Source organism: uncultured Gilvimarinus sp. (assembly GCF_963975215.1).
Classification (GTDB): domain Bacteria; phylum Pseudomonadota; class Gammaproteobacteria; order Pseudomonadales; family Cellvibrionaceae; genus Gilvimarinus.
The window spans coordinates 145,548-160,743 of sequence record NZ_CAXBFW010000004.1 but is presented as its reverse complement, the minus strand read 5'-3'; the positions used below and the strand labels follow the sequence as shown (position 1 = coordinate 160,743).

Sequence of the window (15,196 nt, the reverse complement as noted above, 5' to 3'; positions counted from 1 at the left end):
GTTAACCCGACATAAGATTATTCATCCAATAATAGATAATAACTTGAGGATGACATCATGTTTCTTCGCTATTCACAGCGCTTAGTGGCCGTGCTGACACTGCTGATCAGTGCGGTATGTTGGTCCGCCGACGAGGCACCTCTCAACCCTAATTTTATTTATTTTGCCAAGGGGCAGACGCCCGACGCGTGGCATTGGGTGCTGTCTGACCCTGGCAACTGGTGGCAGCCGCTTGAGGCCAATGAGGGCCGCAGTAAAGAGGGTAAGGTCTCTATGAGCAGCGCCGCGACCGAGCAGTTTCCGGGGGCGATTAAGCTGCAGTGGGGCCGCAGCGATAAGTGGGGCAGCGTCAGCATCAGTGGCCGTCAGGTGGATTTAGCCAAGTTTGAGCAAGCCGCCGAGCTGCTGGTGGCGCTTAAGGTAAACAGTAAAGTGCCCAGCTCGGTTATGGTGAAAATGAGCTGCGGCGAGGCCTGTGAGGCCGAAGTGGACGTGGCGGATAACCTTAAAAGTATGCCCCGCGGTCAGTGGATGGCGTTGCCCCTGGCGCTGGACTGTTTTGCCGCCAATGGCATCAATCTGGCTAACGTGGTATCGCCCTTTAGTATCGGCACAAGTGGGGCGCTGGAGCTGGAGGTCGCCGAGATTAGTATTGGCTCGATGGCTGCCGGAGACGAGGGCTGTGTCCCCAACAGCTAGTGCGGGATGACCTTGAAGTGGTCGGGCTTAGGGTGTGTAGCGCTCCCAGGTCTGGCTGCGGCCAAATAACGAGATACCAATAAAGCCGCGCACTGTGAGGCTGTTGCCGCCTTCATTAAGCTCTAGTTTGGCTTTATAAATTTTTCCCGTTTTAGGGTCGAGGATGCTGCCTCCCGCCCATTCACCTTCGGCCTCGCGGGTTAAACCCCACATAAAAGTCAGCCCTTTTAATGGCTTGTCTTTAAAGTCGTCGGGGCACTTTTCACAGAGCGAGCCTTTGGCCTCTTTGCGCAGCAGCTCGGTAATTGTACCGCTGAGCTCGCCGGTATTGTCCACCTCAAGTTGCACAATGCTTTTTCGGCTGCCATCGCGGTCGTCAATGGTAATCCAGTTCCCTTCGACTGCCGCCGCGTGACTAAAGGCGCTGCTAAGCGCTGTTAAAAGCAATAAAAAAAGGCGCAAGTGAGGGAGGTGTCGCATAAGGTGCCTCGCTGTTATCGTTAGCTTAGGGCTAAGAGTCTCTTAGCCTCGTCGCTATAAACTATAGAAGCATCGTCGGCGCGCTGCCAGTCTCGCACGGTCGGTGTCGCACGCAGTTGCGCCCGGCGTGTTTTGCGCGATATAGGCCGTCATCGGCGCGTCTGAGTAGATCGGTGATATTGCCATCACTGGTACTGGCCGTGCTAATGCCGATGCTGATGGTAATTTGAGCGCAGCCCTTGGGGCCGTTAAAAACTTGCTGTTGGCAGTGCTGGCGCAGGCGCTGGGCCAATGTTAAGGCCGATTCCAGTTCCGTGTTGGGCAGTACCAGGGCAAACTCTTCTCCCCCAAAGCGCCCCAAAATGTCAGCGGAGCGAAGTTGCGTGTGGCATTGCTGCGCTAGCTCATACAACACCTGGTCACCAAATAGGTGGCCGTGCTCATCGTTGATACGCTTGAAGTAATCAATATCAAAGATCATCAGGGCCAACGGCGTTCCATAGCGTTGAAACTGATTAAAGTGCTGCGTTAGTTCGGCCAGTAATTTGCGCCGGTTGCAAATGCCGGTAAGTTCGTCGGTTTCGCTAAGGGCCTGCAATTTGCCCTGTAGCTTATGTCGTTCGGTGATATTGGAGGCTACCCATACCACGGCTCGTTCGCCGTTAATCAGGTTGGGTAACGGTTGAATGCGCCCTTCAAACCAAAGCTCGCCCGCCGGGCCTGAATCGGTGGGCAGGCCATCGACATCTCGCCCGGCCAGGCTGTACTCAAGAATACGCAACCGATTTTGCTGCAAGGTGGTGCGTATTTCCTGTAGAAACCAGTTGGCTTTGTCGCCGGGGAGTACGTCTTGGAGGGTGAAATCAACCAGATGTGAGCCATCGTGGTAGTACTGGCGATCGTGTCCGCCAAGAATTGCCGCATAACGACCGGACTCGGTTAAGATAAATACCGGGTCCGGCAGCGCTGCAATCATATCCAACAGCAGGTCTTGGGCATCACTCATGGCGGATCCAGTGTTAAGAGCCGTTATAAGGTGAGTTTAGATGCCAGTTAACCGCAAGGGCAAATAAATCCCTGAGGGACTAGTGTACAGCCCTCAGTTACGGCGCATTGGCACCGGGATATCTTTGGGCTTCACCAGCCCGGGCTCTTCGGTAAAACGGCTGTAGGCCGCCGCGTGGGCATCGGCGATACGGCCCAGTGCGGCTGTGAGTTTGGGATCATCACAGCCATCGATGTTCTCCCACAGTTTGTCGACGGTGGCCAGAGCATTCTTTTTGTCATCGGACTGGTTAATGCGAATCATCAGCTGGATGTAGTTTTGAATGCCCAGTTTGTTCTGCATTTCTTTTTCCACCACATGGCGGGGCTCGATTTTGGGAAGCTCGATATTCTCACAGCGTTGCTGGATGGCGCCGTTGATCGTGTAGTTGGACATCATGGTACGAAAGTCCGTGCCCAGCTGTTGTAAATCGGCGTGCGCGTTGAGGGCAGCCGTGGCGAGCAGCACAGAGAGTGCGGAGCGAATGATCTTATGCATAGAGCCTCTTAATCTAACGAAATCGATATCTGTAGTGGTGCGCGGCGCAATTGTACCACCGTCACTGGGTCGCGTCCGACTGCGCTGCCAGCCACTGCCGGATGCGCCGTTGTAATACGGTTAGGGGCAGTGAGCCCGTGCCCAGCACCTGATCGTGGAAGGCTTTGAGCGAAAACCCGGGGCCGAGTTCCTTTTGCGCCTCAGTGCGCAGCGTCAATAGGGTGTTCATACCAATCTTGTAACTGGTGGCCTGCCCTGGCATCACAATATAGCGCTCTACCTCGCGCCGGGCATCGTCACGGGTTAAAGGTGTATTGGCGACAAAATAATCGATGGCCTGCTCGCGGCTCCACTTAAACTGGTGGATGCCAGTGTCCACCACCAGCCTAACGGCGCGCCACAGCTCAAAGCTTAGGCGGCCAAAGTCGGAGTAAGGGTCGGCGTACAGGCCAATCTCTTTGGGCACCTGTTCGGCGTAAAGTCCCCAGCCCTCGACGTAAGCGGTGTAACCGCCGTGGCGCCGAAACGCCGGCAGGTCGGTTAGCTCCTGGGTAATGGCGATTTGCATGTGGTGGCCGGGCAAAGCCTCGTGATAAGCCAGCGCCTCCATCTGGTAGCGCGGCATCGCACTTAAGTCGTGCAGGTTGACGTAGTAAATACCCGGGCGCGAGCCATCGGCGGCGGGGGCTTGGTAAAAGGCTTTACCGGCGGACTTTTCGCGAAACGGCTCCACCGCTTTGACCTTAAGTGTGGCTTGGGGTAGATGGCCAAACAGCTCCGGCAGCCGCTCGCGCATGGCATCGATCAGCGCCTGGGTGTCCGCCAAATACTGCTCGCGCGCGCTGGCATTGGAGCTGTCGGCGCTATCGTCCGGGTGATAGTACTGCGCCGGGTCTTGCTGCAGTGCGCTGAAAAACTCATTCAGGCTGCCGGTAAAGCCGACGGATTTTTTTACCGTCTCCATGGCCTTGTGTAAACGGGCGACCTCTTCCAGCCCCAGTTGATGAATTTCCCTTGCGCTCATATCGGTGGTGGTGTTTTTGGCCAGCGTGTATTGGTAGTAGGCCTCGCCGTTTGGCAACTTCCATACCCCGTCACGGTTATCGGCTTTTTTAGCCAGCTCATCCCAAACACTTAATAGCTCTTGGTAGCCCGGTTTGACACTGTTAAGCAGCGCCTCACTGGCGCTGTCGATTAGTTGCTGGCGCTGCTCGGGGGCTATGTCTAACGCCTCAACTTTGCGGCTAAAATCGGCCAGCAACGGGCTTTGCGTGTCGCTATCGGGGGTAAAAGGTTTACCGCTGATGATATTGGTGATGTCGCGGCGCACCTGGGGGTAGACAAACGCCGGCGCGAGAATGCCTTGTTGGGCGCGGCGGGTGAGGTTTTTGGTTAACTGTGTCAAGAGCGCCTCGACCCCCTCAAGTCTGGCGATATAGGCGGTGGCATCGCTCAGCTGGGTAACTTGGTGCGAATTAATTAAAAATGAGGCCACGGTGGCGTGCCAGCCAAACATTTGATTGACCGGGTAGCCGTAATCGCGCCACTGATAGCCGTCGATGTCCTGCTCTAAATCAAAGCGCATGAGCTCGGCGCTGAGTTGGTTGTCCGGGTTGAGCTTGTCCAGATCGAGAGACTCTAAGCGAGCCAGCTGATCTTGATAGAGCCGGTAGTACAGCTCGGTTTGCGCGGGGCTGATATCGTCCCATTCGCCGTATTGAGTTTTGCGCCCGAGGTGGGTTTGAAACATGGGGCTAAGCGATACCTGCTCTTCAAAAAATGTTTCAAACAGGGCGCGGGCTTTGGCGTCTTCTGTTTGTGACTGTGCCAGAGCGGCGGGAGGCACAAAAAATAATAGCGTAGCCACAAGGGCGACGTTAACGAAGCGCATAAATGTCCTTGTTTAGGGTTTATGGTTTTGTTTGTGTTGCGCCATGGCCACATCGGCGCGGCTGCGCAGTTTGTCTTTTTGGCGGATGGCCGCAAACGGGTCGGGGGCATCGGATTCTGGCGGTGGGGTTTGCGGGCGGCGCGACTTTTTGCTCGTATGGCGCTCGGCTTCGGTTTCGTCTTGTTTATCGATGTGCGCAATCGCGCGCGAGTTGTACCAATAATACAGCAGTGTCACACCGATCAGCGCCAGCCACTTCAGTACAAACGAGATCCACAGGTGCTGATGCTCGGCGGTGGTGGTGGCCCACGAGACATAGTCGCCGTGGACCATGGCGATAAAAAAATAACTGATAAAAAGGATCAGCGTCGACACAATCGGGCGTCGATAACGCTTCCAGATAACGGTGGCTAACGCCGATTTAGCAAGAAACCGAAACATATGAGCCTCTACGGAAACAAGCTCAAACCCAGCGCGGCAATCAGGGCGACGATACCGCGGGATTTGTATTCGCTGATGATTTTATCCTCTTCCTCTTTAACGATCACTTCTAATACGTCGGGCTCGTAATCTTCCGGTTTGCGCCCGTGCAGATAAATACGGGTGCGGGCGCGCTCGATCGCTTTGTGGCGAATTTTTCCGGCGTATTTACGTTTTACTTTTTCGTAGTTGCGGCGCAGCAGGTTGCTGCGTTTGTCTTTGCGCAACTGGTTTTCCGGTAAGCTCATAGTCGCTCCGATGATGACCGCGGCGAGTGGATTATGGCGCGCACTCGCCGGTGGTTTGTAAGTGGGTGCGCTTGGCGTTGCGGGCAATCGCGTAAGTTTCATCGAGCATGACCTCGCGCCCCCAGCCGGTCAGGCCTTCAACCGTGCCGTCATCGCTCATATCCAAGTGCTTTTGCGGCTTATTACCGGGGCCCCACGACCAGGGTAAAAAGCCGATCTCTAGCTCCAGAGCGGTTTTGATAATTGTGCGGTAGGGAATGGCCCCTCCTTCGCTGTCGTCCCAGCGGTCGCCAAACTCGCCGATGATCAAGGGCAATCCGGCGTCCACCGACTCTTGCAGCTCGGCCCGCACCCGCGCGTCGTCGTAGCCCCACATCTTGGGCCACCACATATGCACCGACAGTAAAATGTTCTTTTGTGGGTCGGCCGCTATTAGGGCCGGCCCGGCCGCTTGCAGAGTGTCGATATCTTTACCCCACCCAGGTGCATCGATCATCAGTGGCACCCGGTAGCCGGCCTCGCGCAGCCGGGTAATAGCGCGTATATAGCCCTCGGTGTACTCCTCAAGGGGGACTTTATCGCCGACCTCATTGCCAATGTTCACGATGGTGTAGCGTTGATGTTTAGCGATGGTGGCGGCTATTTCGGGTTGAGTCCAGTAATTGATCAGCAAGTCGAGCTTAGACCAGTCACCGGTGGCATCGTGCAGTTCAATAATGGGAAATAGCTGCTGCTTAAAGGCGTTTTTAAGCACCGCGTTAAGCTCGGCGGGTTTGCCCTCGGTGGTCCAGACGATGCGCACGGTATTGGCGCCGGTTTTGGCGATCTCGCTAAAGCTCGACAGGCCGGTGCGGTCGAGCCAGTACACCATGCGGTTGGGCCCCATGGGAACAAAGGGTTCGCCGCAGGCATCCAGCAGCTGCCGGCCATCCAGGGTAAAGGTCGCCGGAGCGGCTTTGTCGGCGGCCTGGGCGCTGCTGAGCAGAAAAGAGATGACGAGTAAAACCGCGAGTTTCATGCTACCTGTCTGTGTCCATTGATGTCGGGTTGGCTACAGTTTAACCCGAATTGCAGTGGCGGTTGGCTCCTCAGGTTAAAAAATTATGACAGTGGGGGCTCGTTGACGGGTAATACGCAGGTGAAGACGCTGCCCTTGCCTATTTCGCTGCTGATTTGCAGCTCGGCGTCGTGGCGTAGCAGGACGTGTTTAACAATGGCCAGACCGAGCCCGGTGCCGCCGGTACCGCTGTTGCGGCTGGCATCGACCCGGTAAAAGCGCTCGGTGAGGTGCGGAATATGCTTGGCGTCAAAGCCAACGCCGTTGTCACTGACGGAATAGTAGATTCGCGGGCCGCTGCGCCACAGGCGCATGGCGATTTTGCCGCCCTCGGGGGTGTATTTAACGGCGTTGACCACCAGGTTTGAGAAGGCGCTGTGCAGCTCTTTCTCATTGCCTAAAATGCTGAGTTTGGCGGTGCACTCGAGCGTTAGAGTTTGGTTTTTCTCGGCGCTGAGTATGGCCGCCTCAGACTTAACCGTTTGCAGCAAAGGCTCTAACTCGACGCGTTTTTGATTAAAGCCAGTGTCGGTGGTTTCGAGTTTAGACAGCATGATTAAGTCGTTGATCAGCAGCGACATACGCTTGGACTGCTGCTGCATTTGCTCTAGTGGCTTGCTCCAGGTGGGGATGGTGTTGTTATCGGCCATGGTTTCTAAGTAGCCGCTAATCACCGTCAGCGGCGTGCGCAGTTCGTGCGAGACATTGGCCACAAAGTCTTTGCGCATTTGCTCCAGGTGGTAGATCTGGGTGATGTCGCGCACCACAATCAAGCGCTCGTTTTTACCAAAGCGGGTGATTTGAAACTGCAGGCGCTTGTCGGGAAAGCGCGGCGAGGGAATGTCTAGCGGCTCGGCGTAATCGCCGGTTTCAAAGTAATCGACAAAGCGCGGGTGGCGGATAAAGTTAATAACCGACTGGCCTTGATCGGAGTTGTAAAATCCCAGCAAACGCTGGGCGGCCGGGTTCCACCAGTCTAAGTAGCCGCGCCAGTCGAGCAAAATCACACCGTCTTTCAGGGCCGAGGTGGTTTCCTGAACGCGATTAATAACGGCCTGCAGGTTCTTTTTCTCGCGCTTTTGGCGCCGCTGTAAATGATAGATTGCGTCAAAGACTTCGCCCCACAGGCCTGTAGCCTCGGGCGGTTGGCGTTTACGGTTGCCGGTAAGCCAGATGTTCAGGCGCAGCATTTGCCACAGGCTCCAGCCGATGTACCAAAAGGCAAAGAGCACTAAGGTCCAGGCGAGCTGGTCGACCAGAAGGCCGATGATAACGGCAATACTAAAGATAACGGCTAAGCGTTTCAGCTCGGCATTGAATCCCTGTAACAAAATCGTATCAGTCCTGTATCGGCGTGGGGCGTTAGCTGGCCTTGGTTGAAAAGCGATAACCTGTGCCGCGTACGGTCTGAACCAAATTCTCGTGCTGATCGACCGTTAGCGCTTTGCGCAGGCGGCGAATATGGACATCGACGGTGCGCTCTTCGACATAGACGTTACCACCCCAGACGTGATCTAACAATTGGCTGCGGGTGTAGGCGCGCTCTTGGTGGGTCAAGAAAAACTGCAACAGGCGAAACTCGGTGGGCCCCATATCCACTTCGCGATCATTGATGGTGACGCGATGGCTGGAGGGGTCCAGGCATAGTCCCTGAACCTGAATGGGCTGATGGCTGTTGGCGTGAGGATCCGCGCGGCGCAACACCGCTTTTAAGCGGGCGACTAACTCTCGTGGCGAGAAGGGCTTAGTGATGTAGTCGTCGGCACCCACTTCGAGTCCCTGAATTTTATTGTCCTCTTCGCCTTTGGCGGTGAGCATAATAATGGGGATATTGGCGGTTACTTCGTCGCGTTTTAAGCGCCGTGCCAGCTCGATACCGCTGGTGCCGGGCATCATCCAGTCAAGCAGTATTAAGTCGGGCTTCTCATCGACGATAAGCCCGTGTGCGTCCTGCGCGTTGCTTGCCTCTAAGCAGCGGTACTCGGCCATTTCGAGGGCGATACGCAGCATATCGCGGATTGCGGATTCGTCGTCAACGATAAGGATGGTGCGACTTGTCATATTGCCTGCCTGTGTGTTCCATCAATTGCGGATAATCAGTGAAGCGGCGGTAACGGATGGCATTATCAGCCGGGTGCGTCCCCTTCTTTGCAAGCGTATTTAATGTATAAATTGTTGCATATTTATGACAGTTTGGCGGTAAATTTTACCCACCGCGCGATTAGGGCCCGGATTTGGCGCCTTACAGTCGGGTGTTTACCACTGGGTCAGGCCGGCGATAATTCCGGCGAAAACAGCGGCTCCAACCCAGTTATTGTTGAGAAATGCGGTAAAACACGGGCCGCGCTGGCGGTAGCGAATAAGCCGTTGCTGGTAGATAAATAGCCCGGCCGCCACAGCGACCCCTAGGTAGTACAGGGCGTTTAGCTCAAACCGTGAACCCATTAACACTAAGCCAATCACCACTAACCCCTGCAGGCTGGCGGTAATAACCCGGTCCTGATCGCCAAACAGCACGGCGGTGGATTTAATACCGATACGCAGGTCGTCATCGCGATCGACCATAGCGTAAAAAGTGTCGTAGACAATCGTCCACAGCAGTACCGTAAAATAAATCAGCCAGGCCTGTTGTGGCACCTCGTTGCGCACACTGGCAAAAGCCATCGGGATGCCCCAGGCAAAGGCCGCTCCCAGTACTACTTGTGGCAGGTGGGTGTAGCGCTTCATAAAGGGGTAGCAGCACGCCAGTGCCAGCCCGCCAAAGGCGAGGTAAAGTGTCAGAGTGTTGGTAAATAACACCAAAATAAACGACAGCAGCACCAGAGCGGCAAAGACCCCCCAAGCCTCTTTGACGCTGACCTTGCCGGTGGCGAGTACGCGATCTTTGGTGCGCTCGACGTGGCCGTCAAGGTTGCGATCGGCAAAGTCGTTGATAACGCAGCCGGCCGAGCGCATGGCGATGGCCCCCAGGGTATAAATAATCACTAAATGCAGCGGCGGTTTGCCGTCGGCGGCCAGCCACAGCCCCCACAAGGTGGGCCAAAGTACCAGTAGCCAGCCAATGGGGCGGTTTAGGCGGGTCAGTTGCGCGTAGAGTGTTAAGCGGCCGAGAATGAGATTAGTCATGGTGTTGGGTCCGGGAGTCGAGCAGCGCCGGTAAAAAAACCTCACTGACAAGCAAAGATTTACCGAATAGAAAAAATGTTGAGCGTCGGCCCCAGAGCATATCATCTCCTTGAACTGCGGGGGGGATGAGCCGCTCGTGTGGTGGTAGCTGGGCGATTTGCATGGGCGAGCGGCCTAGCTGACGGTGACGAAACAAAAAGCCACCCAGCGGGCGGCTGTCCAGTTTGCGCAAGTGTCGCAAGCGCCCGGTTAGGCTGGCTGCGGGAAACACGCTGCGGGCATACACCCAAGGCGTTGCGTTTGGCCCCAGTAGCAGCACTTCGCGTATCAGCGCCCTACCCCGGCCGAGTTGCAGTGTGCGGCGCTCTGACAGGGTCGGTTGCCCCCAGTATTGGCGCAGCACCTGTACCTGCAGTTGCCCCGCGCTGCGTTTGCGCAACTTAGCGGTGAGCGAGCCGTCGTCAAACAGCCAGGGCTTTATCGCCGGCGGCGGGCTGAGCGCGTGTGCCGCAGGCTGCCAGAGCCCTAGCCCGCGCCGGGCAAATCGACCGGGTGTGCCCGGCGATATCGCCGGACGTGACTGTAGCGCGTGCGATTGAATCAAGCGATACCTCGATCTGCTGGGGTTAGGCGCAGCATTTTAACAGCAGTGGCGGGCATCAGCACAGGACAATTGCCCGTTGCTGAGTTACCCTCGCACATTCAAGATTGCGGGCAACTGCCCGAGCGCTAAGAGAGTGTTTATGAGTCTGACAAAAAAAATATTAGTTGCCATGGTGCTCGGTATCGTCATTGGGCTGCTACTGAACCTGTTTACCGGGCGCGAAGCCGACAGTTGGGTACAGGTGTATTTGGTGGGTGGGCTGTTTGATACGGTGGGCGCGGTGTTTGTCGCCTCACTCAAGCTTTTGGTGGTGCCACTGGTGTTTGTCTCGCTGGTGTGCGGCACGGCCAATTTGGGTAATCAATCGCGCATGGGCGGGCTGGCGATAAAAACCATCGGCCTTTATCTGTTGACCACGGCGATTGCGATCACTCTGGCGATTAGTATCGCCAGCCTGTTGGGGCCGGGCTTAGGGCTCAACCTGGAGGCGAGCGGTGCGACTAGCATGGATACCGACCTGTCGCTCAAGCAGACCATCATCAATATATTCCCCAGCAACCCGGTGGCGGCTATGGCCGAGGGTAATATGCTGCAGGTGATTGTGTTCTCGGTTTTGCTGGGGGTCGCAATTGCCAAAAGTGGCGAGCAGGGCGCGCCGGTCGCGAGCTTTTTTGAAAACTTAAATCATGTGGTGCTACGCATGATTATGATGTTGGTGCAGCTGGCACCCTACGGCGTGTTTTGCCTGCTGGCCAAGTTATTTGCCTCGATGGGGTTTGGGGTATTTCAGGATTTATTGTTCTACTTTTTTACCGTTGCCGGGGTCTTACTGCTGCAGGCGGTCGTGGTGTACCCGAGCTTGCTTAAGCTGTTGGCTGGCCTTAACCCATTAATTTTTCTGCGCAAAATGTACCCGGTGATGGTGTTTGGTTTTTCCACGGCCTCCAGTAACGCTACCTTGCCGGTGACCATGAGTACCGTAGAGGGCAAGCTCGGCGTCGATAACAAAGCGGCCTCTTTTACCCTGCCGTTGGGTGCGACCATTAATATGGATGGCACCTCGATTATGCAGGGGGTGGCGACGGTCTTTATCGCCCAAGCCTACGGCATCGAGGTGGGCATTATGGGCTATTTGATGGTGGTGTTAACCGCCACTTTGGCGTCTATTGGTACCGCCGGGGTGCCGGGCGTGGGGATGGTGACATTGGCCATGGTGTTGCAACAGGCGGGCCTGCCGGTAGAAGAAGGCATCGCGCTGATTATCGGGGTGGATCGGTTGCTGGATATGATCCGCACCGCGGTTAATATTACCGGCGATGCGGCGGTGACCACCGTGGTGGCAAAAAGTGAACAGTTATTGGATGAAGACCGTTACCGCGACAAAGCCGCTTAGCGTCATCCGCCGGCGGGTGAGGGCCCGCCGGCTATTTTGTTTTAGCTCTGGTTAAGGGCGCTGGCGATATGTTCTAAATCGTCGGACGACTCAATCACATTGGCCACGGTGGCCTCCGCTTTGTCCCGGGTGAGTTGCAGCTCAGCAAATAGCGCCTCGGGTATGGCCTCGCAAGGGCCGCTACCAATGTTATGTTGGCGCAGCAGCATCCGGGCTAGGTACACCAGCTTGGCGTAAACTGCGTACTCTCCTTGATAATTTGGGTTGTTTTGCTGGCGCAGGCCAACCACCACCTCCTCTGGCATACCCCACAAATCCATTAGCTGGCTGGCAATTTGATCGCGGCTGATCTTCAGCAAGTGGCGCTCGATGGTTTGCGGGGTCACGTGTGGGTTGGCTTCGCTGAGGCGGCAAAACTGCTGATAGTAGGGTGGAAACACCTCGGCCATAATCAAAGCGCCAAAGTTGTGCAGCAGGCCGGTCAGATAGGCCATACCAAAGCTCGGGCGGGCATCGCGGGGAATGGCGGTGACTAATCCCTCTATGGTGGCGGCCATATACACCGCCTGCTGCCAGTAGGGCAGCTCGCCATTGGGGCTGTCTTTGGGCAGGTGTAATGTTTTGCCCAGCGCTAGCCCCAAGGCTAGGTTAAGCACCATGTCAAAGCCCAGCACCCGCACGATGGCGTCGTGAATAGACTTAATTTTACCCGGCGCCGAGTAGTAAGGCGATGCCGCCCAACTGACAACTTGCGCGGCTAAACTCGGGTCAGTCTCGACGATTTGCGCTAAATCTGAAATATCGGCGTTGGGGTCAACCCGCAATTTAATAATGCGTTGCGCGGTATCCGATAACGGTGGCAGCTCGAGGGTTTCCTCCAGCCGCTGGCGCACCCGCAGTTGGGTGAAATTGCGGATGGCGCCTGCAATTTGCACCGTATCGTCCGCGCCACTGTCGTCCGCCTCAAGTGGCGCCAGGGCAACCGACAGCTCGCAGACGATGGCGTCTTTTAAAATTTGCTGAAACTCGTTGCTGTCTACCCGAATCAGCTGCCCGTCATCGCCCGAGTCCAGCAGTAAGCTGTCGCGCTCTAGCAGTTGTTGATCTACCAGCGTGAGTAAGCCCGCGACCTGCGGCAGCGCCGGTACCGACTGAAATTGGTTGGCTTCGCAAAATTGTTTTAAGGCGTCCGGCTCGGCGGCGCGCAACTCGCGGCTTAGGTGGCGGTTGACGGCGCTTAAGTCGAGCAGGCGATCTGCCCCCAGCACCACCTGAACCCGACCGATTTCATCCTGCAGCAAGATCGAGCGCGCCGCACCCTGCTGCCGCAGGTGTTGTTGATACCAAACCACCGCGTCGCTGCCCTCTGGGGTAGTCGCGGCAAGGTCATAGGTAATGTTTTGGCTACTGAGCAGTGTTTCGACACTGGTAGGTACTGGCACTGAATTATCTCCTGGTCGTGGTGCTCACTGGGCGCATCGTCGTTTTGTTTTGGCACCCTAACTGACAATATAATGCCTATTTACGCCAGCGGCTATGACTGCGTTAAAACTGTGATCAAGGCCGCCTTTTATGAAGGTAGTTTTAGGCGCCAAGGTAGCGCTCGCGGCCGCCCAGCCATCGCTCGACAATAGCGCTGGCACGGGCCGGATCGCGATTAATAATGAGCTCGCCGGCCTCTCGCACGGCGTCTAATAAATGGCCGTCGCGCTGCAAGTCTGCCACCCGAAACTCCATCTGGCCGGTTTGCCGGGTGCCTAACACCTCGCCGGGGCCGCGCAACTCTAGGTCTTGCTCGGCAATATAAAAGCCGTCAGAGCTTTCGCGCATGACTTTAAGGCGCGCTTTGCTATTGCGCGACAGCGGTGTGCCGTATAGCAGCACACAGTGGCTGGCTTCGCGCCCGCGCCCTACCCGGCCGCGCAGCTGATGCAGCTGCGATAAGCCTAAACGCTCGGGGTTTTCTATAATCATCAGACTGGCGTTGGGCACGTCTACGCCCACCTCAATCACCGTAGTGGCGACTAATAAATCCAATTCGCCGGCTTTAAAGGCGCTCATTACTGCCTCTTTTTCGGCGGCTTTTAGGCGCCCGTGCACCAGCCCTATGCGTAACTCACGCAGTTGCTCTTTTAGGTTGTCGGCCGTGGCCTCGGCCGCTTGAGCCTCCAGCGACTCAGATTCTTCAATGAGCGTGCACACCCAATACGCTTGACGACCTTCACCACACGCAGCGCGTACCCGCTCGATAATTTGCTCGCGCCGCTGATCAGAGATAACCGCCGTGGTAACCGGGGTGCGGCCCGGAGGCAGCTCGTCGATCACCGAGCAGTCTAAGTCGGCATAAGCGCTCATGGCCAAGGTCCGTGGGATGGGCGTGGCGGTCATAATCAGCTGATGGGGGGTGCACTCGCCCCGGGCGCCCTTCTCGCCCAGTGCCAGGCGCTGGTGGACGCCAAAGCGGTGCTGCTCATCGATAATCGCCAGGGCCAGATCGGCAAAGGCCACTTCCTCCTGAAACAGCGCGTGGGTACCTACTACCACTTGCGCCCTGCCGCTGGCGATGTCAGCCACTTGCTCGCGACGGGCTTTTTGCCCGAGCTTGCCACTCAGCCAGCCAACGTGAATACCCAGTGGCGCGAGCCAGGCGCTAAAGTTAACCCGGTGTTGTTCGGCCAGAATCTCGGTGGGGGCCATAATGGCCGCCTGTTTATTGGCGGCCACGGCCGTTAATGCGGCCAGCGCGGCAACCACGGTTTTGCCCGAGCCGACATCTCCCTGAACCAGTCGCAGCATCGGTTCGGCACGCGCTAAATCGTTTTGTATGTCAGTACTTACTCTTGCCTGAGCGCCGGTTAAATTAAAGGGGAGCTGGGTGAGAAACTCTTGTTGCAGCTCTGGGGCCGGGTGCAGCGGCAGCGCCTTTTGGCTGCGAATACCCTGGCGAAACTGCAACATACTCAGCTGATGGGCGAGTAGCTCTTCAAAGGCCAGGCGCTGCTGGAATGGGTGGATGCCCTCGGCCAGCTGCTGTAAATCGACGCCTTTGGGGGGGGTGTGTAACAGGCAAAGGGCCTCGGCCAGTGGTATTTGATCGAGGGTTTTACGCACTCGCTCGGGCAGGAGCTCTTCCAGCTGATAGCGCTCGAGCATGGCCAGGGCCTGTTGCGTCAGGCTGCGCAGGCGCGGCTGAGTTAGGCCGTCAGTGGTTGGGTAGTGGGGCGTTAAGCTCTGGGCGAGGGGCTTATTATCGCCATCGGCCAGTAGCTCGTATTCGGGGTGCACCATCTCCAGCCCACTGGCGCCGCGGCGCGCCTCGGCAAAGCAGCGCAATCGGGCACCGCGGGTTAAGCGCTGCTTTTGCGCGCCGGTAAAGTGAAAAAACCGCAAGGTGAGGGTGCCGGTGTTGTCCTGTACCCGACACACCAGCGAGCGCCGCCGGCCGTAAACAACGTCGGCGGCACGTACTTCGGCCTCAATAACCGCGCTAATACCCGGTTGCAGGGCGCCAATAGGCTGCACGCGAGTGCGGTCGAGGTAGCGCGACGGCAGATGAAACAGCAGTTGCTGGACGGTGCGAATCCCGAGTTTGGCGAGTTTTTCGGCTAGCGCCGGCCCAACCCCCGAGAGGCTGGTAACCGGCAGGCGCGCCAGGGTATCCGCAGAGCCGCTCAT

At 56.7% G+C, this 15,196-nt stretch carries 15 protein-coding genes; 2 read left to right on the top strand and 13 right to left on the bottom strand.

The window, feature by feature from the left end:
- Positions 1 to 57: 57 nt before the first annotated feature.
- On the top strand, positions 58 to 699 hold the full coding sequence (locus AAC019_RS04945) for a putative glycoside hydrolase (RefSeq protein WP_339897472.1): 642 nt from the start codon (positions 58 to 60) through the stop codon (positions 697 to 699).
- 27 nt (positions 700 to 726) lie between these two features.
- Here the strand turns inward: AAC019_RS04945 and AAC019_RS04940 are convergent, their stop codons facing one another.
- The 11 genes from AAC019_RS04940 to AAC019_RS04890 form a co-directional block, all read right to left on the bottom strand.
- Positions 727 to 1,179 carry a DUF2147 domain-containing protein gene (locus AAC019_RS04940; RefSeq protein WP_339897470.1) on the bottom strand — a complete coding sequence of 151 codons (453 nt, stop codon included), beginning with the start codon at positions 1,177 to 1,179 and terminating at the stop codon, positions 727 to 729.
- A gap of 61 nt (positions 1,180 to 1,240) precedes the next feature.
- A complete protein-coding gene (locus tag AAC019_RS04935) occupies positions 1,241 to 2,185 on the bottom strand; it encodes a diguanylate cyclase (RefSeq protein WP_339897469.1) in 945 nt (314 codons plus the stop codon).
- 93 nt (positions 2,186 to 2,278) lie between these two features.
- Positions 2,279 to 2,722, bottom strand: coding sequence for a hypothetical protein (locus AAC019_RS04930; RefSeq protein ID WP_339897467.1), 444 nt, complete (start codon positions 2,720 to 2,722; stop codon positions 2,279 to 2,281).
- Between the two features lie 61 nt (positions 2,723 to 2,783).
- Positions 2,784 to 4,613: a DUF885 domain-containing protein gene (locus AAC019_RS04925; RefSeq protein WP_339897466.1), complete on the bottom strand. Its 1,830-nt coding sequence runs from the start codon at positions 4,611 to 4,613 to the stop codon at positions 2,784 to 2,786.
- Between the two features lie 12 nt (positions 4,614 to 4,625).
- Entirely contained in the window at positions 4,626 to 5,054 is a 429-nt protein-coding gene (locus AAC019_RS04920; RefSeq protein ID WP_041521807.1) for a hypothetical protein, read from the bottom strand.
- A gap of 8 nt (positions 5,055 to 5,062) precedes the next feature.
- The gene (locus AAC019_RS04915) at positions 5,063 to 5,341 is read right to left on the bottom strand and encodes a dihydrouridine synthase (RefSeq protein ID WP_339897463.1); all 279 of its coding nucleotides are present in this window, start codon (positions 5,339 to 5,341) and stop codon (positions 5,063 to 5,065) included.
- Positions 5,342 to 5,372: 31 nt separating this feature from the next.
- Complete coding sequence (locus tag AAC019_RS04910; protein ID WP_339897462.1) at positions 5,373 to 6,359, bottom strand: cellulase family glycosylhydrolase; 987 nt, start codon at positions 6,357 to 6,359, stop codon at positions 5,373 to 5,375.
- A gap of 83 nt (positions 6,360 to 6,442) precedes the next feature.
- Positions 6,443 to 7,729, bottom strand: coding sequence for a phosphate regulon sensor histidine kinase PhoR (gene phoR / locus AAC019_RS04905; protein WP_339897460.1), 1,287 nt, complete (start codon positions 7,727 to 7,729; stop codon positions 6,443 to 6,445).
- 31 nt (positions 7,730 to 7,760) lie between these two features.
- Positions 7,761 to 8,459: a phosphate regulon transcriptional regulator PhoB gene (phoB, locus tag AAC019_RS04900; protein ID WP_041521804.1), complete on the bottom strand. Its 699-nt coding sequence runs from the start codon at positions 8,457 to 8,459 to the stop codon at positions 7,761 to 7,763.
- 195 nt (positions 8,460 to 8,654) lie between these two features.
- Positions 8,655 to 9,524, bottom strand: coding sequence for a 4-hydroxybenzoate octaprenyltransferase (ubiA, locus tag AAC019_RS04895; protein WP_339897459.1), 870 nt, complete (start codon positions 9,522 to 9,524; stop codon positions 8,655 to 8,657).
- Entirely contained in the window at positions 9,517 to 10,128 is a 612-nt protein-coding gene (locus tag AAC019_RS04890; RefSeq protein WP_339897458.1) for a chorismate lyase, read from the bottom strand. Before AAC019_RS04890 ends, ubiA begins: the two co-directional genes overlap by 8 nt.
- A 139-nt stretch (positions 10,129 to 10,267) precedes the next feature.
- Here AAC019_RS04890 and AAC019_RS04885 point away from each other — a divergent pair, with 139 nt between their 5' ends.
- Positions 10,268 to 11,521, top strand: coding sequence for a dicarboxylate/amino acid:cation symporter (locus AAC019_RS04885; protein ID WP_339897457.1), 1,254 nt, complete (start codon positions 10,268 to 10,270; stop codon positions 11,519 to 11,521).
- A gap of 41 nt (positions 11,522 to 11,562) precedes the next feature.
- Here AAC019_RS04885 and AAC019_RS04880 read toward each other — a convergent pair whose 3' ends face one another.
- The gene (locus AAC019_RS04880; protein ID WP_339897456.1) at positions 11,563 to 12,963 is read right to left on the bottom strand and encodes an HDOD domain-containing protein; all 1,401 of its coding nucleotides are present in this window, start codon (positions 12,961 to 12,963) and stop codon (positions 11,563 to 11,565) included.
- Positions 12,964 to 13,105: 142 nt separating this feature from the next.
- On the bottom strand, positions 13,106 to 15,196 hold the full coding sequence (recG, locus tag AAC019_RS04875) for an ATP-dependent DNA helicase RecG (protein WP_339897455.1): 2,091 nt from the start codon (positions 15,194 to 15,196) through the stop codon (positions 13,106 to 13,108).